We start from the raw sequence: 18,574 nt of genomic DNA on the forward strand, positions 1-18,574 counted from the left end.
AGGCTTCTCGAGACTGAATATGCGGTCGATAGTTGGCGAGGAGCAGCGACTATGACGAGCGTATCGATGCCCCACCCACCTAATTACACCAGTACACGCGTAAATCAGTGTCGTGGAATTCGTAACTGTGGTGACAGTTCACACATGCTGTTCGAGTGTGTCGAATCATCCCGAATGGTGCTCGAGAGAGCTGTTTGGGAGTTATTCCAGAACACGCTATACGAGGACGGCCGCCGCGATAGTCGCATTCGCCACGCTCGAGACACGGCTAGAAGTGCCAGACACTGGAGGAAAACTCACACCAGAGACGGAACAGTCTGTTCGGCCCTATCGAACCGCTACCGCGCGCTAGTGCGCACAAGAGGCGTCAACTCGGCAGTTTGTAGTCGGTATCCTTTTGTGAGCTGGGACGAACCGACGTGTATGGGCTTTCTGAGTGACACATACCTGCTCGAGTCGGCGGCCGCAGAAACCCTGTACGCCGAAATCAAGTCAGTTCCGATTGTCGACCCACATACGCACGCAGACCTCGAGGAAATCGTCGCAAACGATGGCTGGGACGATATCTGGGAGGTCGAAGGCGCAACGGACCACTACGTCTGGTCGATGATGCGAACACGCGGCATCCCCGAGCGAAAGATTACGGGTGACGCGTCGAACAAGGAGAAGTGGCTGGCACTTGCAGCGGAGTTTCCCAACTTCGCCGGCAATCCGAGCTACGAGTGGATTCATCTCGATCTGAAACGCCGATTTGGCATCGAGAAGCCGATCTCCGAGGCGACGGCCGAATCAATCTGGACCGAGACGAAAGCGCAACTGGCGACGGACACAATGCGTCCACAGCAGTTGCTCGCGGACATGAACGTCGAACTGTTCTGTACGACCGACGACCCAACATCGTCGCTCGAGGCCCACGAAGAAGCCGAACGTGCCATCGATGGCGTCGACGTTCGCCCGACGTGGCGACTCGACCGGGCGCTCCACATCGGCCGGGACTCCTGGGACGAGTTCGTCGACGACCTCGAGCAGGCAACCGGAACCGGCGTCCAGTCGTTTTCGGGATTTATCGAGGCACTCGAGCAGACCCACGAGTATTTCCACGCCCATGGCTGTCGAGCAAGCGACCTGAGTCTCGAGCAGATCAGCACGCGGCCGGTGAGCCAGCGGCGAGCACGAACAGTGTACCGGAAAGCACTCGAGGGGACCAATCTCACACCGGATGACGTGGCAGACTTTCAGGCGTACCTGATCGAGACGGTCGGACGGCTCAACGCAGCAAGGGGCTGGGTCACCCAACTGCACCTCGGCGCAGTTCGGGATTATCGCGACGAACTATTCCAGACTGTTGGCGCTGATGCCGGCGGCGATGTCTCGAAGCACTCAATCGATCTCGCTGACGAACTCGTGTATTTCCTCAACGAGTTCGATGGCGAGACCGATATCGTCCTCTACACCGTCGATCCCACGCAGTACCCAACGATCACGACCATTGCTCGAGCGTTCCCAAACGTCAGCGTTGGACCCGCATGGTGGTTCAACGACAGCCCGTACGGGATCGAAGAGCAACTGCAGTACGTCGGGTCCGTCGATCTATTGGCTAATCACGCCGGTATGGTGAGTGACTCGCGCAAACTGCTGTCCTATGGCTCCCGATTCGAGATGTTCCGTCGAACGCTGGCGAACGTCGTCGGCGAAATGGTCGACCGAGACCGCGTCGCCATGGCACACGCCGAACACCTCGTCAACTATCTGGCCTACGAGCGGCCGAAATCGCTCTACGGCTTCGAGTAGTCATAGTTGCCTGCGGCCAGAACTGGCTGCCGTCGAGAACACGGAACATACATACTCCTCGTTGCCAACAGCTATCGTAGGGACCGATGACAGCGCAAACTGATTTCGACCTCGACGGCGACGTATGCGTACTAACCGGCGGCTCAGGCGTCCTCGGCACAGAAATGGCAACAGCCATCGGCGAACAGGGTGCTACCGTTGTTCTTCTCGCTCGTGGTGAGGACAAACTCGAGGCAGCAAGCGACGACCTCAAGGCGCGGGATATCGAGCACATGACGATTCAAGCGTCAGTGCTCGACCGCGCAGCGTTGGATGCAGCGGCCGAGATGGTCGTCGACGAGTACGGTCGCATCGACGTCCTCATCAACGCAGCGGGTGGCAATCATCCAGATGCGACAACGGGCGAAGAGACGTCATTCTTTGACCTTCCGAAAGATGGCCTCGAGCAGGTGATGAACGTCAATTTCGTGGGGACAATCCTTGCGTCGCAGGCGTTTGGCGAGTACATGGTCGAACAGGGAGAGGGGCGTATTCTGAACGTCTCATCGATGAACGCCTTTACGCCGTTGACCAAGATCCCGGGCTATTCGGGTGCGAAGGCGGCAGTATCGAATTTTACTGAATGGCTGGCAGTGCATATGGCCCAGGAGTACTCGCCCGATATCCGCGTCAATGCGATTGCACCGGGCTTCTTCTTGACGGAGCAAAATCGCTATCTGCTGATCGACGAAGAAACTGGCGAGTACACCGACCGCGGGCAGACGATCATCGATCACACGCCACAGAACCGCTTTGGCGATCCGGAAGATCTCTCGACGACGGTCTGTTGGCTGCTCGCTCCCGGCTCTGCGTTCGTCACCGGTACGGTGATTCCGGTCGACGGCGGCTTTTCGGCCTTCAGCGGCGTCTAGCGGCCGTACTGAGAACGACTCGAGGATGGCGCGATCGTCTCGATCTGTGTCGTGTTGGACAGACCAGCCCTGCAGTCACTGGGGATCGTCCGTTCGCCAGATGCCAGCCGTAACAACGGAGACGACGAGTCCGACAGTACCGAAAACGAGCGTGACAGCAAGCACCCGCGTATCTGCAAAGGTCGTCGTTGCAACGAGAAGGGCGATTGCAATATTCCGTGCGGCAGTCGTCGTCGCGAGCGCCTCACGCGTGCCCACTGCTGGCCCGCCAAGAGCATAGCCAAGCGCAATTGAGCCGACGACGACAGCGACCGACACGGACAACACCCCGGTGCCAAGTAGCGAGACAAACTCACTGGCAGTCGCCGGAACGAGCAACACAGTCAACAACAGCATCGAGTACGTCGACAGTCGTCGCATTGGCTCGAGGAGTCGCGTTGCAACGGATCTGAACCGGCGGCGAATCCCAAGACCAACGAGCAGCGGCGCGAGCTGGGCGATGATAACGACCTGTGCGACCGTCATCGGATCGACGGCGGCCCCATCGGGGATGAGAAGTGCCATACTGAGCGGAATCGTCACGACCGAGACGAGACAGAGCAACACCATAAGCCCGCTTGCGAACGCGATGTTGCTCCGAGAGATCTCAGCGAGTTTTGGGCCAAACGGCGCACCAGGAGCAATCGCAACCAACAGAAGGCCGATTGCATAACTCGAGTCCATCGGGACGACTGCGATCAACACCACGGCAAGCAACGGGACGAGAACGAGGTTCGACAGAAGCGAGCGAACCACCAGCCAGCGCTGCTCGAGCGAGGCAACGAGGCGACTAACTGGAACACCGAGGCCGGTCGACAGCATGGTTGCGAGGACGAAAACGGCAGTCAGGAGATCGATTGCGGTACCGACGGGACCCTCTAACATTCGTATTGTACTGGAGAGAAGGCCAGTAAAAAACATATTGGTTCCACCGTCTCGGTCGATTCGTGCCCGACTGGCCCGCTGAGGCTTGCTATTCGGAATGGCAATGTGAGACACACCCAAATCTATAAATAATAGTGTTGAATAGCTACGGGTGGTTATGCCAGAACATACCAGTGCCAATCGTCTCTCTAGGCGACGGGTTATGCAAGCAGTCGGGGCAACAGGTGCAACAGTCTCGCTCGCGGGCTGTTCCGGGAGTAACGGCGATGGTGACGACGCTGTACAGATCACCGTTCTCGAGGACGGCTACCCCACCGAGGAAGACCGCGAGGAGTTCAAACAGGCACTCCATGACGCGGGTGTTTCAGAGGATATCTCCCTCGAGGTCATGACGATGGGGTTAGACACGATCGACGATCAGTACAGACAGTGGCTGAACGCGGGGCGATCGGAACCGGACGTCCTGACCATGGACGTTGGCTGGTCGATCCCGTTCATCGAGCGGGGCCAGTTAGTCAATCTCAACAACCACCTTGATGATGACGAACTCGATGAACTCGAGAGTGAGTTCAATGGTCCAAGCCTCGACTCGAGCCGTGATCCCGATGGGGACCTGTATGGCGTTCCGTCAAACATGGACATCCGAGGAATGCTCTACCGGAAGGATCTCGCGGAGGAGGCGGGGTACGACCCGGAGGGAGAAAACTGGTCGACGGAACCGATGTCGTGGGCCGAGTGGTCACAGGTCGTCGCGGATGCAATGGAGGAAAGCGACGAGTTGGAGTACGGACTGACGCTTCCGCTGGAACTCTCACAGACGATTACCTGTTGTTCGTTTAACGCGATCATGTCCCAATGGGGTGGCGCATACTTCGGCGGGCGCGATCACCTGTTCGGCCCAATCGGAGATCGGCCGGTGACAGTCGATGAGGAGCCAGTTCATGATGCGTTGCGAATGCTCAGGACGTTCCTGTACGGCCACGACGACGACCACTCCCTCGACAGTTCCGACTTTGCAGGCGAGATCGTTCCTGAAGGGTCCCTCGGCTGGCGGTTTACCGTCGACATGGAGTCGTTCATAAACGGGGAATCGTTCGCATACGACGGCGGGATACCGCTGCTCATACAGATGGCAGCCAGCGAGGATAACTTCGGTGATGATGTCCACGACAAGGTCGGCCTGATGCCGTACCCGTACGGCGTTGAGGAATCCGAATCGGAGTACGATGGACTCGGCGGCTCAGTCTCCGAACTGGCTGGATACAACTACTCGATCAACGAAAACACCGAGATGCTCGAGGAGTCAGTCGAAGTCATCACGGCAATGATGACCGACGAGTTCCAGGCGTTCCAGTTTAACGCAACGGGGAACATCCCCCCAAAGATTCCCGTGTTGGAGTCCGACGACGTACAGGAGCATCCGTTCTTCGGAGACTACATGGACACGTACGAAATCGCCGCCGAGAACCCGATGCCACGGCCAGTCACCTCGATTTACTTCCAGCAGTCAGACATCATCGCACAGGAGGTCCACAACGTCCTCTCACAGGATAAATCACCAGAAGAGGGGATGGGAGACCTCGAGGAGCAGCTACTAACGATCGAGAACGACAATGCCCAATAGCACATCGATGCGGTCACAGACCAGTATGAACACGACAGGGACGATCCGACAGACCATCGCGACGGTCAACAACTGGATCGAAAACCGGACCGAGTCCCAGTTCGCGTACTTCATGCTGTTTCCGGTACTGTTGGTGTTCAGTGTGCTGGCTCTCTGGCCCGTCCTGTACACGTTAGAAACCTCACTGTACGCAGATAGCTTCAGTCAGTTCCGTGGAGAGTTCATCGGGCTATCAAACTACACGGAACTGGTGACTGGCGGGCGAGACTCCGTCCTGATTCGCCCATTCATTGATCTGGGCAATCCGTTCCAGAGCATCCTGCCAGTAACGCTCATGTTCACGGCCGTCACGGTCGTGTTTGCGACGATACTCGGGTTCGTACAGGCGCTCGTACTCAACGGAACGTACCGTGGCCGGTCAATCGTCCGAGTGGCAGTGTTGCTCCCATGGGCAGTCCCAATCGTCGTCCAAGGAATGATTTTCTACCTCCTCTTTATTCCGGCCGGCGCTGGGACTGACCTCGTCAACTCACTCGGGTTGATGGGGTCCCAGCCGCTCAACGAGAGTGTAACCGCCTTTGCGATCGTCTCACTCGCCGATATCTGGGTGAGCGCCCCGTTCATCGCACTGATAATCCTGGCCGGGTTGCAGGGGATCGATCAGAACCTCTACCAGGTCGGGAAAGTCGCGGGTGCCTCGAGATGGGAGCAGTTCCGACTGATCACGCTTCCGCAGGTGATGCCCGTTCTGATGATTGCGATGTTGCTGAAGTCGCTGATGTCGATGCGCGTATACGGGCTCATCGATGCGACGACGAACTGTAGCACCGTTCCATCACTGACGTGTGGCGTCGTCGGAACGTTCAACGGCAGCCTGTACGGAACGTCAGCAGCGCTGGCGTTCATTACGGCGATACTGATCGGTCTTGTGTCGGTGGGCTACCTCATCAAGTACGGCAATTCCAGTACCGGAGGGATCTAACATGAGCACCGAACGATCAGGGAACGACTCGAAACTTGAGCAGCTCGTCTCATACAGTATCGTCAACAGTGACACGTTGTACCGCAACCTGTTTTACTTCACTGCGATCTGTATCGTGCTGATCTCGCTAGCCCCGTTCTATTATCTCTTCGTGATCGCACTGACGCCCAGTAGTCGGACGACCGATGCGGGTATTGTACCCGCTGGGTTCGACCCATCATCCTTCATCGAGATGTTTCAGGTCGTTCCACTCCATCGGTTCGTATTCAACAGCCTCGTTATCGCGGTGATGGTGACCATGATCGTGCTCGTGTTCGCGAGTCTCGCTGGCTACGTCTTCGGACGGATGGATTTCCGAGGGAAGCCGATACTGTTTATCGGAATCCTCGTCCTCTCGTATTTCCCCGGCGCGACGTTCATCGTGGGGCTCTTCCGACTCCTCACCGGGAATATCAGCGTCCTTGGAATCAGTTCGCCCGATCTGTTCGGTACCCCTGGCGTCGTTGCACTCCCGTTGACGACCCTGACACTGCCGATTGCGATCTTGCTGCTAACGACGTTTTACAGCCAGATCCCGGACGGTCTCGAGGACGCCGCACGAGTGACCGGCTCGACACGGATCGGGTCGCTATATCGCATTATCGCACCGCTTTCGGCACCGGGACTCGTCACCGCGGGTATCCTGACGTTCATCACCGCGTACAACGAGTTCTTCTTCTCACAGTTGCTCACAACTGGCGCCGCAGCAGACTGGTCGCCGATCGTCTGGGGATTGTCGAACTACCAGACGCAGGTGTCGGTCAGATACGACCTGATGGCAGCAGCCAGCCTGTTTGCGATCCTTCCGATCGCGCTACTCGTGTTAGTCGCACAAAAGAAAATCGTGAGCGGACTCTCCGGAGGGACACTGCGCGGATGATCGAACTGAATCACGCACCAAGCAACACGCACGAAAATAACGGAGGTAGTACGCTATGAGCCACCTAATGTTAGATGACGTAACGAAGCAGTACAGGGACGTCGTCGCCGTTGACGACATGAATCTCGATATTGAAGACGGGGAGTTCATCTCCCTCATCGGCCCGTCGGGGTGTGGGAAATCAACAACGCTAGAGACGATTGCCGGCCTGACGAAGCCGACCGACGGGACGATCGAAATCGCGGGACGAGACGTCACGAACGAACCGCCGAAAGACCGAGATATCGCGATGGTGTTCCAAAACATCGCGCTGTTCCCGCATATGACCGTCCGCGAGAACATGAACTTCGGTCTCCGGCTGAAAAACTACGACGACGACAAAATTGAGGAGCGAGTCCAAGACGCCGCCGATATCCTCCAGATAGACGGCATGCTCGATCGGATGCCCGACGAACTATCCGGCGGACAGCAACAACGCGTCGCCATCGGGCGTGCAATCGTGATGGATCCCGAGGTGTTCCTGATGGACGAACCCCTCGCAAGTCTCGACGCGAAGTTGCGGGTCCACATGCGGACTGAACTACAACGACTCCAACAGGAACTCGACGTAACAACCGTCTATGTCACGCACGACCAGGCGGAGGCAATGACGATGTCCGACCGGATCGCCATTATCAACGACGGTGACCTCCAGCAGTTTGCGCCCCCGCTCGAGTGTTACAACAAGCCGGCAAACCTGTTCGTTGCAGGGTTTGTTGGCTCTCCAAGCATGCGGTTCGCCCACGGGGAGGTAGACGGCGGAACGTTCACTGATTCCGAATTCGGCATCAGCCTAGACGTGCCGTCATCGGTGGATATCGACGATAGCAGCCAGATTACGCTCGGGGTTCGTCCTGAAAACGTCTACCCCAAAGACCACGGCACCGTCGCAAACGCCACTGAACCGATAGCGCTTGACGTAGATGTCGTGCAACCGATGGGTGACGAGCTGATGGTCTATCTACGCGCGCCAGATTCGGGTCAGACATTTGAATCTGACCTCGATGACACGGACCAGACCAGTTCAAAAACAGAGCAACTGCTTATGTCGGTCGACCCCACCGTGGATATCAACGTTGGGCAGTCGATCGATATCGTTCTCGACCGTTCGCAGGTCCATCTGTTCAATTCGGCGAACGGAGACGCCCTCGTACATAGCTTAGAACAGAAGCCTGACCCCGTCTCGAGATAGCGAATCAGGCTGTTTTCCGTTCGGTATCGCCCCGTTTGACATCGATATCCGTACCAAGGTACGATATAATAAATATCTAATAACCATAGTTTTTTATAGTTACATACTGATGTAATACTCGATGCAGTTGTTAGTAGGTCCTCGAGAGACTGTCTCGATCGACGGTGTCTGGCAGGCAATTCCAGATCAATACGAACAGCACGATGGCTACGACGAGGATTATTTCGACGACCTCGACCAGCCTGATATCGAGATGATGCATAGGTCAATCTACGAACCGGAGGCGTCAACCGACGCCGACCTGATCGATTACAACATTTACGATGGCTACTCCGTGCAGGTACCCTCGAGTCTGGGAGAGAACATTCCTGAGTTCCGTGGCTACGAAGGATGGATGTGGTTCGCACAGACATTCGATCGCTCGCTCATCGAGGACGGAGACCGGACGCATCTGCGCTTTGGTGCCGTCAACTACAAAACAAAAGTCTGGCTGAATGGACACGAGTTAGGCACCCATGAAGGCGGGTTCACGCCGTTTAGCTTCGAGGCCACTGACGCTCTCGAGGACGGTGAGAACGTGGTGGTCGTCCGGGTAGACAGCAAGCGATACGAAGACGGAATGCCGGAGAAGATGACCGACTTCTACAACTTCGGCGGCATCAACCGAGGGGTCGACCTCGTCACGACTCCGGCAGAGTTCATCAGGAACTTCAAAGTCGGGACGACGATTGCAGACGGGGCTGTCGACATAGACATATCGGCCTGGGTCGACGCGTCAGAGCCATCCGAGCCAGTCACCGTCGAAATACCAGACCTCGGAGTCGAAACCGAACTCGAGGCCGAGAATGGGCCAGCGTTCAGTGGGACGATCTCAATACCGGAGTCGGCTGTGGATCTGTGGAGTCCATCCGATCCACGTCTTTACACGGTCCGACTCTCATACAGAGGTGACACGATCGAAGACCGAGTTGGGCTCCGCGAGGTGTCAGTTGACGGCGGCGAGGTTCGCATCAACGGGGAGCCGATCTGGCTACGTGGTATTGCACTGCACGAAGAAGTCGCCGGGCAGGGCCGTGCACTGGACAGCGAGGACATCAGAACACGGTTCCAATGGCTAAACGAGTTGGGCTGTAACTACGCGCGGTTGGCACACTATCCACATACCGAGGAGATGGCTCGAGTAGCGGACGAAGAGGGCATTCTCCTTTGGGAAGAGGTGCCTGCATATCACGACGTCAATTTCGGAGACGAGGACGTCCAAGAGCTGTACCGACAGCAACTCCGTGAGTTAATCCAGCGCGACTGGAATCGCGCGTCCGTGATTCTGTGGTCGATCGCCAACGAGACCAACCACAACGACGAGACCCGGAACGAAGTCCTGCCGCAGATGGCCGACTACGTCCGCGAACTGGACGATACCCGGCTCGTGACCGCAGCCTGTTTCATCAAAGATACCGACGACGGACTCGTCATCGATGATCCGCTCAAAGGCCACCTCGACGTCGTCGGCATTAACGAGTACTACGGTTGGTACTACGGCGATGCCGACGATATGCGACGCTTTCAGGACGACCCTGAGGGCACACCTGTCGTTATCTCCGAAACTGGCGGCGGTGCAAAGTGGGGCTACCACGGCGAGAGTAACGAACGCTGGACCGAGGAATTCCAAGCCGATATCTATCGAGGGCAAACAAGCGCCCTCGAGGATCTCGAGCAAATCGCTGGGATGTCCCCCTGGATTCTCTTCGATTTCCGGGCACCAATCCGACAGAACGAGTATCAACGCGGCTTCAACCGGAAGGGACTGATTGACCAGCACGGCCGCAAGAAAGAGGCCTTTGACGTCCTTCAGGAATTCTACCAATCCGGTCGCCTCGAGTAACAGCTATAGTAGCCACTGAAAGTCAGTGCACACCCAATCGCACGAGGGCTATGCGATTGGTGTGTAAACAGTTTCAGTTGTTGCTCTAGAATCAACGCAGCACTCACCCGGCTTGTCTCGCCCATTTTATGTAATCGCTAGCGTCGTCTGTCGCCGCGTTGAGGTGTGAATTGGTACCGGTATACTTTTATCGGATTAGCCGGAACGATAGTTTGATGCACCTGTTATCGTACCCGCGGGACAGCGTCTCGCTCGACGGAACGTGGCAAGCGATCCCCGACCAGTACGAGATGTACGACGGCTACTTCGAGGATATGGTCGGTGACGATGACGAGGATAATCCGGCTGGCTTTTCGCCAAAATCGATCTACGAAGTTGGTGCCTCCGAGCAGGAAGGCATGCCGGTCGATTTTAACGTCCACGATGGCTACTCCGTCGATATCCCGGCAAGTTTCGGTGAAGCGGTCACTGAGTTCCGCCACTACGAAGGGTGGGTCTGGTTCGCGCGGACGTTCGACTGGGACGCCGAGACAGCCGACGACCAAACGCACCTCCAATTCGGTGCGGTCAACTACAAAGCAGAAGTCTGGCTCAACGGTGAACGACTGGGCGAACACGAGGGTGGATTCACGCCGTTCAGCTTCGACGTTACCGACGAGTTGGTCGACGGCGAGAACCTCGTCGTCGTCAAAGTCGACAACAAGCGCTACGACGACGGGATTCCAAACGCCAGTACGGACTGGTTCAACTTCGGCGGCATCAACCGCTCGGTCGAACTCGTCTCAGTGCCGGAAACCTACATCCGTAACTACAAACTCGAGACCGAGCTTTCCGAAGACAGCGTTCACGTCTCCGTGCAGGCGTGGGTCGAACACGCAGCAGGCGACGCCGAGGTGACAGCGTCGCTGCCCGAACTTGATACCTCGCTCAAGCTTACTGCTGACGACGATGGCGTGTTTACCGGCGAGGTAACGCTCGCTCGCACAGACGTAACGTTGTGGAGTCCATCGGATCCGCGGCTGTACACCCTCGAAGTGACGGCTGACTCGGATACGCTCGAGGAAGCGGTTGGACTTCGCGAGGTCGAGGTCGTCGATGGCGATATTCAACTCAACGGCGAGGATCTCTGGCTCCGCGGTATTGCACTGCACGAAGAGTCCGCTGGGAAGGGGCGTGCACTCGATATCGAAGACGTCAACGAGCGCTTCGAGTGGCTCTCGGAACTCGGCTGTAACTACGCCCGGCTCGCACACTACCCGCACACCGAAGAAATGGCGCGGAAAGCAGACGAAGAGGGAATCCTCCTCTGGGAGGAGGTCCCCGCCTACTGGGACATCAACTTCGGCGACGAGGAGATCCAGGAGCTGTACCGCCAGCAGCTCCGTGAGGTGACCCAGCGCGACTGGAACCGGGCGTCGGTCGCCCTCTGGTCGATCGCCAACGAGACCGACCACAAGGACGACACCCGGAACGAAGTGCTCCCGCAGATGGCCGACTACGTCCGCGAACTGGACGAGACCCGACTCGTCACCGCGGCGTGTTTCGTCGACGACACTGACGACGGCATCGTGCTCAAGGATCCGCTGAAGGAGAACCTTGACGTGGTCGGGATCAACCAGTACTACGGTTGGTACTACGGCGATGCAGACGACATGCAGCAGTTTCAGGAGGACCCCGACGGAACGCCCGTCGTTGTCTCGGAAACCGGCGGCGGCGCGAAATGGGGACACCACGGCGACGAGGACGAGCGCTGGACCGAGGAGTTCCAGGCAGAAATCTATCGCGGCCAGACGGAGGCCATCGATGGGAACGACCAGATCGCCGGGATGGCGCCGTGGATCCTCTTCGACTTCAGGGCGCCAATGCGACAGAACGAACACCAGCGCGGCTACAATCGCAAGGGTGTCGTCGACCAGCACGGCCGCAAAAAGCAGGCGTTCCACGTCCTGCGAGAGTTCTATCAGGAAAAGCGGCCCTGAGAGGGAACGTAGACACGACACCGGCCGTCAGATGAACAAAACCGGATGACAGCCCTCAGTTCATCAGTCAGTTCGTACTCGGACCGCCACGAGGACGTACGATCTGGAGGCTGCTAGTCCTGATCGTAGCGGAATTCGGTCCACGGCCCATCCACGAACGGATACTCCTCGAGGACGTCCACGTTTAGTTCGATGCCTAATCCGGGCTCGTCGGAGACTGACAGCACGCCGTCGGAAATCTCGGGTCGGCCCTGGATCAGGTCGAACGCGAGATCGAACGGGTACATGCCCGGATCGACGTCCGTGTCGAACAACGGATCGTTCTCGAAGACGGGGTACTCCACCAGCTCCGCATCGGGAGCGGCGGCGACGAGGTGTGCGTTCGCAGCGAGTCCGATCCACGTCCCGAAGTTGTGCGGGACGAACTCGACGGCGTCCCGTCCCGCGCAGCATTCGACGGCGTCACGACAGCCGGTAAAGCCCTCGTGGTGGCGAACGTCACCCTGCAGGAACGCGACGGCGCCGGTCTCGCCGAGTTCGACGAGCGTCTCGGGCGACGCCTCGCTCTCGCCGCCCGCGAGGGGCGCTCCCGTCTCCGCGAGGTCGGCGTACCCTCGATGGTCGGCAGGTTCGACCGGCTCTTCGATCCAGTACGCGCCGTGCTCGGCCGCGTGAACGACGAGATCGCGGACCGTCTCGCGGTCGTACCCCTCGCGGAGCTTCCACCAGGTGTGGACGTCGAGCATGAGCTCGATGTCGTCGACGGCGTCGGCGAGCCGTTCGACGATCCGGCGGTCGCCATCGGGCCCGATCCCGGGTCGGTACTTGTATCCGAAGAAGCCCAATTCCTCGAGAACGCGGGCCTGTTCGACGTAGCCCTCGGGCGCCATGTACATGCCGGCGCTGGCGTAGAGATCCAGTTCGGTGGTCGGGGTCGATTCGTACTCGTCGGCGAGCAGTTCATAGACCGGTGCGCCGTGGTACTTACCCGCGATATCGTACAGGGCGACGTCGATCGCGGAGATCGCCTCCGTTAGATCACCCTCGGGAACGTCGCTCTCGCGGAGCAATGCGTGGGCGTCTTCGATTTCCTCGATGGTCTCGCCCTCGAGGGCGTCGGCGACGGCGGTATCGACGACGTCGGCGAACGTTCCCTGTGACTCGCCGTCGAAGTACTCGCTCATCGCGGAACTGCTCGCGCCGGCAGTTGCGACCCCTCGTTGTCCGTCGGCTGTTTCGACGACGACCACCACCACGTCGCGCTTGCGTAGTCGTCGGACGCCACCGTGAAATGGTCGCTCCTGTACCGGTTCGATTGGCGACGAAAGGGCGTATCCGTTTACATTGGCAATATCCATGGTAATACTTCATCGGACCAGAATTATAAATCATACGTGATCAGCCACTGTGGAGACAGGTACGTGCGTATCAAAGGGTCGTTCAGAAGGTGTAACGGAGTCAGTAGAGTGGATCGTCACAGTGTGAAGAGTGACCAATCGTTCTCTCGTGTCGAATCCTCCGGGTTAGGGGCGATACTCGCTACGAATCGGCGCTAACCTCGAGTAGTGCGGATTTTGATTTCCGAAATTATCTACGAAACAGTATACGGAACGTCGTCATCAGTGAGTCTGAATTCGACTCTCGAGGTGTCGATGCTCGAGTCGCAGTCAGCGCCGTGACGAGCCGTTGCGTTGAGAGATGGGGCCGGACGAGTGAATCGTTCGACTGGAGCGAATTCGGGGTTTCAGATCGTCTTCTATCGATATTTCGTAGCAAAACGGGATATCCGACTCACGCCGAATCAATTACACTCGTACTGGTGTAAATGGACAGCCGAGTACTGACAATGGAATGAATCACGGACGAGAGTCCGGTATCCCCGTATCCCCAAGATGGGGCCCATGCGGAGCGGAGTCGGAACAGTGTACGCTGAAGCCAATTCGCCGCGAGTATCGGCTCGGTCGCGCGTTCGAGCGTGGCGAACAGTCTTGCCGATGAGTATCTATTTTCGCGATCTGGGGCGTCGACCAGAAACGCGGAGCTGATCCGCGTTTTAGCAGCATCCCACCCCAGGCGTTCTGATATGTACCGCATCGTATCAGTAGTGGTCCGGCACAAACGGCATCTCAACCGCTCAGATCGGCTATTCTACCGAATCGAACGGGATTGTGACTGTAGAACAGAATGCATATATGTGGACCGGACTAGCGAGAACTATGGTACGGCCAGCACTAGTACTCCCTCCGGAGCCAGACGAACGATGGGACCTCGCAAAACAGATGGGCGTCACGGACGCCGTGATTCACCCGCTGGAAATTGGGACTGACAAAACGACGTGGACGTACGACGAACTCCGACAGCTACAGAACTGGCTCGAGAGTGCCGGACTCGAGTTCTCCGTGCTCGAGGGCAGCGTTCCGTTGACCGATCAGATTCGGCTCGGCCTCGACGGGCGCGACGAGGATATCGAGGACTTCAAACAGTTTCTTCGAAACTGCGGTGAACTCGGCATCTCCACCGTCTGCTACGATTGGATGGCGGGCGTTCGCTGGGCGCGCACCGAAGCGCACGTCGAAACGCGCGGAAACGCCCTCACCACCGGCTACGATAACGCGAAGATGCAGGGCGGACCGACGGTTCCAGCGTCCGAGAAAAGCCACGACGAAATCTTCGAAGCGCTCGCATACTTCCTTGAGGAAGTCGTTCCAGTCGCCGAGGACGCGGGCGTCCGTCTCGGACTGCATCCCGACGACCCACCTCGTGACTCGGTTCGGAACGTTCCTCGAGTAGCGAACAGCGTCGAGAACTACGAAAGGATACTGAACGTCGTCGAGAGCGAATACAACGGCGTCACGTTCTGCCAGGGGAACTTTGCAGCGATGGGGGTCGATATCCCGGCGACGATCCGCCGGTTCGGTGACCGGATCAACTTCGTCCACTTCCGAGACGTCAACGGGGATGCCGACCGGTTCGTCGAAACGTGGCACGATGCCGGGCCGACGGATATGCACGCGGCGATGGCGGCCTACGACGAGGCGGTCGATGAAGACGTCCCGATGCGGCCGGATCACGTCCCGACGATGGCCGGAGAGGACAATTCGAACCCTGGCTACCATACGAAGGGGCGCCTCTTCGCGATCGGATACATGCGCGGGCTCTCGGATTCGCTATGACAGGTTTCGTCAGCCGACTGCTAGCACACGGATATCCTAGCGACTGATCAATGCACACCTAATTGCACGACGGCGTTGCAGCCGGTGTGGAAATCAGTTCAGTCGCAACTACAGCTCTTCTACCACAAATTTTCCAGCACGAACTCATTACGAGTTGACGCGTCCCGATTATCGATTATCGGTCGGTAACGGTTATCCCGCCGGTGCTCTCGACGGTTACCGTGTATCCATCGTGGACGAATTCGACCGTTCCGATCGGTTCCTCGCTGGCTGCAGTCTGGAATAGCGCATCCAGGGCGTCCGGATCGATCGTTTCGTACAGGGGTGCGATCTCCGCAGTACCGTCCGCAGACATCGCCACCGGGCTCTGGTCTGCGTGAGCGGCTATCGCTTGGACCACTCTCACAGACAACCGCGTATTTTCCGCGTTGGTCAGTAGTGCCGTTGACATCACATACTACTTCGATGACGAGGTATGAAGGTCCTCACGTTCACCCTCTTCATGGTATATATGCGGCCGGAATAGCGGGTACAGCAGGACGAAAACGGATCCGATGTGCTGCGTATATTCACAGGAGGCTACGGATCATCGCTCGACGAGTCCTAATCCCTGTACTGTCGGGAGAGTCCAACCGTAGGTGACCGCAGCTAACCGCGTGAGCACAGTAACAACCGCGCATAGTCCGGCAGCGGTGCCCCCGGAGACGCCGACAACCGTCGCGAGAAAGTAGGCGCACCCGCCTAACACTGCACAACTCGCGTAGAAATCGTCGAAGAGAATGAACGGGGAGCGATCGAGCAGGATATCGGCGACTGCACCACCACCGACTGCGTTTATCGTTGCAATAGTAACGACTCCAAACGCCGATACACCCGCTTCGGTAGCGACGATCGCCCCGGTCGTCGTAAACGCGGCGAGTCCGATCGCATCCGCGAGAAGCGTGATTGGATGCGTATCCGGTGACGTGAGAACGATGCTCAGTGTAATCGCAAGGCCAACGCCGAGCAGTCCCAGACTGATTTCGATCGGGGACTGAAGCGCTAACGGAACCCGCGTCACGAGAATATCGCGCGTCGCGCCACCGGCAAATGCCATCGCCAACCCGACGATGGTGATCCCAAGCAAGTCGAATTCCTCGCGGATCGCCTTGGATGAACCGACGAGAGCGAACGCGAGTAAGCCGATCGTATTCATTACCGCAAATGGATCGCCAAACAATACTTTGAGGAGACTCTGACCCATTACCGACGCCTACGAGGACGAGCCTCTTAAGCCTCTTGAGTGCGCCGAGTATTCGTCTTTAGCGAGGATTCGCACCTCGGTTGTGTAGCGGTAGCGAGCGTCTCTTGTAACAGTGGACATTACTGGTGACTCTTCCGTGCGTCTTCGGCCAGTCGTTCTATAGTAACAACTGAAACTGTTTACACACCACTGGCACTTCCGCAGTTCTCGCTCATTTCACTCGTTCACGGGTCGTTCCTCCCCGTTCGCGTTTTCGCGGTTCTCGTTCACTTCGTTCACTCCGAACCGCGCTGCCTTCGTGCGATTGGGTGTGCACTGACTTTCAGTGGCGACGATAGCATCAGTGTCGATGAATAGCCGAGGTATTCACAACGTTCGTAGAGGATGAGTTGGCGCACGACCGGAAGATCGCCGCCCAGCGTTCTGGCGAAATCGGAGACTGTCTAATCCACACATAACCGTAGAAGTACAGCGAAGAGCGAGGCCCTACTCTATATCGAGGTTGTACAAGCGCTTGCGGGCATCCGAGAACGAGAATCAGGAGTCAACGACGTCCTTCTCGTCAAGTCTATTCAGGGCATAGCGAACTGTCCGGGCCGGTAGAAGTGTTTCGTCGGCGATCTGTTTCTGGGCCATCGTGCCACTGTACTCGAGGACCTTTGCGACGAGTTTAGCGCTCGGTGGCAAATCGTGGATGTCGTCCCACGATCCATTTTGCGTCGGCTTTCGATGCTGAGACTCTGCTGAACTCATTATATACACACCATTCCAAATATAGTGTCATAATATTTTCTATTCTTCACTGTCTAGTTTAGCACCTCCTCAGTCGGCGTTCGTCCATCGAGCGATTGATGCGGTCTCTGTCGGTTGTAGTAATGCACAAATTGTTCAATCTATTTGCGAGCGCTCCGCCGACTGCCCACCATGAGTTATGGAAACGGTCGACGCGCATTTTGAATGTGTGAAACCACTTTTCGATGAGGTTTCGGTCGGTATAGTCAACCCGACCGTTCAGACCTAACCGCGCAATGGCAGTCCGATTGCCAAATTGATAAACGAGAAACACCGCCTCGGAGAGATCGTGTTTCTCGCGGAGTCCATGCAGGAACGCAGCCGCCGGATCGGTGCCGTGGCGTCCGAACAATTGAGCGTCGAGAATCAACTTTGTATCGAGGTCTATTGCAGCGTATAACCAAGACCATTCGCCGTTTATTTTGACAGCGGTCTCGTCAACCGCGACCCGCGAGGGCTTCGCCCTCCGCGGGCCAGGAACGATATCAGCCAGCCGATGTACCCAATTCCAAACTGCGCCATGAGAGCGTTCAACGCCTAATTCAGCGAGAATAGTTGTTGTCTCACAAAGTGAACAACCGGTGGCATGGAGGCGGACGGCAAACGCCCTGACGGGCGTTGCCGTCCGCTCGTTCTCCCAAGTTTCTTTGAAATCCGCGTCGTAAGACTCGCTGAGCAGGTCTGCAAGCATTGTTCCAAACTAACTCAACGACCTGCTCACTTCTCAAACTGGCTCAACTAGACAGTGCCTCCAAATCAATATTCTGCGAAGTTCCCGATCTACGACCGACGAGTCTGGAACGCCTATGTTTATCTCTGGAGGATCCGCGGAGACGGAGAGCAGTTGTATAGACAAGCGAGTCAGAGTCCATCCCAATACAGTGAATTCTGTCGAAAGTTCAACCAGACCTGTCCAGACGGAGAGGCACGTGATTACGAACGGGCACTATTCATGTTCGGAGGTTTCATCATGAATCTACAACCGGGAGACTCTCCGACACCAATAGAAAAGATAGACGAGAAACTCAGAGAACAAGAGAAGTCACTCACCAACATGCATGATACATCGGGATACGCGTTGATCAATATCACTGAGATACAGGACTCTAACTAATAAAGAGAG

Annotated in this window: 14 protein-coding genes and 1 pseudogene; 9 read left to right on the forward strand and 6 right to left on the reverse strand. The window is 57.2% G+C overall.

Annotated elements, in window-relative coordinates; all coding sequences use genetic code 11:
- Positions 1-423: 423 nt before the first annotated feature.
- Together uxaC and B2G88_RS17890 are read left to right on the forward strand one after the other, a co-directional pair.
- Complete coding sequence (uxaC, locus tag B2G88_RS17885; RefSeq protein ID WP_087715569.1) at positions 424-1,791, forward strand: glucuronate isomerase; 1,368 nt, start codon at positions 424-426, stop codon at positions 1,789-1,791.
- An 86-nt stretch (positions 1,792-1,877) separates the two neighbouring features.
- Positions 1,878-2,702, forward strand: a complete 825-nt coding sequence (locus B2G88_RS17890; RefSeq protein WP_054861926.1) for an SDR family oxidoreductase — start codon at positions 1,878-1,880, stop codon at positions 2,700-2,702.
- Between the two features lie 75 nt (positions 2,703-2,777).
- On the opposite strand, the gene B2G88_RS17895 is transcribed toward B2G88_RS17890, so the two are convergent.
- Positions 2,778-3,626, reverse strand: a complete 849-nt coding sequence (locus B2G88_RS17895; protein ID WP_054861925.1) for a bile acid:sodium symporter family protein — start codon at positions 3,624-3,626, stop codon at positions 2,778-2,780.
- A gap of 202 nt (positions 3,627-3,828) precedes the next feature.
- Here B2G88_RS17895 and B2G88_RS17900 point away from each other — a divergent pair, with 202 nt between their 5' ends.
- From B2G88_RS17900 to B2G88_RS17925, 6 genes are all read left to right on the forward strand, one after another.
- Positions 3,829-5,250: an extracellular solute-binding protein gene (locus B2G88_RS17900; RefSeq protein WP_054861924.1), complete on the forward strand. Its 1,422-nt coding sequence runs from the start codon at positions 3,829-3,831 to the stop codon at positions 5,248-5,250.
- A 25-nt stretch (positions 5,251-5,275) separates the two neighbouring features.
- Positions 5,276-6,232, forward strand: coding sequence for a carbohydrate ABC transporter permease (locus tag B2G88_RS17905; protein WP_087715571.1), 957 nt, complete (start codon positions 5,276-5,278; stop codon positions 6,230-6,232).
- Position 6,233: 1 nt separating this feature from the next.
- Complete coding sequence (locus tag B2G88_RS17910; RefSeq protein WP_054861922.1) at positions 6,234-7,151, forward strand: carbohydrate ABC transporter permease; 918 nt, start codon at positions 6,234-6,236, stop codon at positions 7,149-7,151.
- A 55-nt stretch (positions 7,152-7,206) separates the two neighbouring features.
- Entirely contained in the window at positions 7,207-8,382 is a 1,176-nt protein-coding gene (locus B2G88_RS17915) for an ABC transporter ATP-binding protein (RefSeq protein WP_087715572.1), read from the forward strand.
- Between the two features lie 121 nt (positions 8,383-8,503).
- Positions 8,504-10,264 carry a glycoside hydrolase family 2 protein gene (locus tag B2G88_RS17920; RefSeq protein ID WP_087715573.1) on the forward strand — a complete coding sequence of 587 codons (1,761 nt, stop codon included), beginning with the start codon at positions 8,504-8,506 and terminating at the stop codon, positions 10,262-10,264.
- 215 nt (positions 10,265-10,479) lie between these two features.
- Positions 10,480-12,243: a glycoside hydrolase family 2 protein gene (locus B2G88_RS17925; RefSeq protein WP_054861921.1), complete on the forward strand. Its 1,764-nt coding sequence runs from the start codon at positions 10,480-10,482 to the stop codon at positions 12,241-12,243.
- A 113-nt stretch (positions 12,244-12,356) separates the two neighbouring features.
- On the opposite strand, the gene B2G88_RS17930 is transcribed toward B2G88_RS17925, so the two are convergent.
- Positions 12,357-13,601: an enolase C-terminal domain-like protein gene (locus B2G88_RS17930; protein WP_087715574.1), complete on the reverse strand. Its 1,245-nt coding sequence runs from the start codon at positions 13,599-13,601 to the stop codon at positions 12,357-12,359.
- A gap of 858 nt (positions 13,602-14,459) precedes the next feature.
- Between B2G88_RS17930 and B2G88_RS17935 the strand changes: the two genes are divergently transcribed.
- The gene (locus B2G88_RS17935) at positions 14,460-15,416 is read left to right on the forward strand and encodes a mannonate dehydratase (protein WP_087715575.1); all 957 of its coding nucleotides are present in this window, start codon (positions 14,460-14,462) and stop codon (positions 15,414-15,416) included.
- Positions 15,417-15,591: 175 nt separating this feature from the next.
- On the opposite strand, the gene B2G88_RS17940 is transcribed toward B2G88_RS17935, so the two are convergent.
- The 4 genes and pseudogenes from B2G88_RS17940 to B2G88_RS17960 all read right to left on the reverse strand — a co-directional run bounded on the left by B2G88_RS17940 (position 15,592) and on the right by B2G88_RS17960 (position 18,142).
- Entirely contained in the window at positions 15,592-15,867 is a 276-nt protein-coding gene (locus B2G88_RS17940) for a HalOD1 output domain-containing protein (protein ID WP_087715576.1), read from the reverse strand.
- Positions 15,868-16,002: 135 nt separating this feature from the next.
- Positions 16,003-16,659, reverse strand: a complete 657-nt coding sequence (locus B2G88_RS17945; RefSeq protein WP_054862011.1) for a trimeric intracellular cation channel family protein — start codon at positions 16,657-16,659, stop codon at positions 16,003-16,005.
- A 537-nt stretch (positions 16,660-17,196) separates the two neighbouring features.
- Positions 17,197-17,412, reverse strand: coding sequence for a MarR family transcriptional regulator (locus tag B2G88_RS17950; RefSeq protein ID WP_054862010.1), 216 nt, complete (start codon positions 17,410-17,412; stop codon positions 17,197-17,199).
- Positions 17,413-17,465: 53 nt separating this feature from the next.
- Positions 17,466-18,142, reverse strand: a pseudogene (locus B2G88_RS17960) (IS6 family transposase).
- Positions 18,143-18,574 lie beyond the last annotated feature (432 nt).

The organism is Natronolimnobius baerhuensis (assembly GCF_002177135.1).
In the GTDB taxonomy this organism is placed as follows: Archaea; Halobacteriota; Halobacteria; order Halobacteriales; family Natrialbaceae; genus Natronolimnobius; species Natronolimnobius baerhuensis.

Bases quoted from the DNA above. Each gene is read 5' to 3' on its own strand.
- uxaC (WP_087715569.1), top strand. From the start codon at position 424: ATGGGCTTTCTGAGTGACACATACCTGCTCGAGTCGGCGGCCGCAGAA.
- B2G88_RS17890 (WP_054861926.1), top strand. From the start codon at position 1,878: ATGACAGCGCAAACTGATTTCGACCTCGACGGCGACGTATGCGTACTA.
- B2G88_RS17895 (WP_054861925.1), bottom strand. From the start codon at position 3,626: ATGTTAGAGGGTCCCGTCGGTACCGCAATCGATCTCCTGACTGCCGTT.
- B2G88_RS17900 (WP_054861924.1), top strand. From the start codon at position 3,829: ATGCAAGCAGTCGGGGCAACAGGTGCAACAGTCTCGCTCGCGGGCTGT.
- B2G88_RS17905 (WP_087715571.1), top strand. From the start codon at position 5,276: ATGAACACGACAGGGACGATCCGACAGACCATCGCGACGGTCAACAAC.
- B2G88_RS17910 (WP_054861922.1), top strand. From the start codon at position 6,234: ATGAGCACCGAACGATCAGGGAACGACTCGAAACTTGAGCAGCTCGTC.
- B2G88_RS17915 (WP_087715572.1), top strand. From the start codon at position 7,207: ATGAGCCACCTAATGTTAGATGACGTAACGAAGCAGTACAGGGACGTC.
- B2G88_RS17920 (WP_087715573.1), top strand. From the start codon at position 8,504: ATGCAGTTGTTAGTAGGTCCTCGAGAGACTGTCTCGATCGACGGTGTC.
- B2G88_RS17925 (WP_054861921.1), top strand. From the start codon at position 10,480: ATGCACCTGTTATCGTACCCGCGGGACAGCGTCTCGCTCGACGGAACG.
- B2G88_RS17930 (WP_087715574.1), bottom strand. From the start codon at position 13,601: ATGGATATTGCCAATGTAAACGGATACGCCCTTTCGTCGCCAATCGAA.
- B2G88_RS17935 (WP_087715575.1), top strand. From the start codon at position 14,460: ATGGTACGGCCAGCACTAGTACTCCCTCCGGAGCCAGACGAACGATGG.
- B2G88_RS17940 (WP_087715576.1), bottom strand. From the start codon at position 15,867: ATGTCAACGGCACTACTGACCAACGCGGAAAATACGCGGTTGTCTGTG.
- B2G88_RS17945 (WP_054862011.1), bottom strand. From the start codon at position 16,659: ATGGGTCAGAGTCTCCTCAAAGTATTGTTTGGCGATCCATTTGCGGTA.
- B2G88_RS17950 (WP_054862010.1), bottom strand. From the start codon at position 17,412: ATGAGTTCAGCAGAGTCTCAGCATCGAAAGCCGACGCAAAATGGATCG.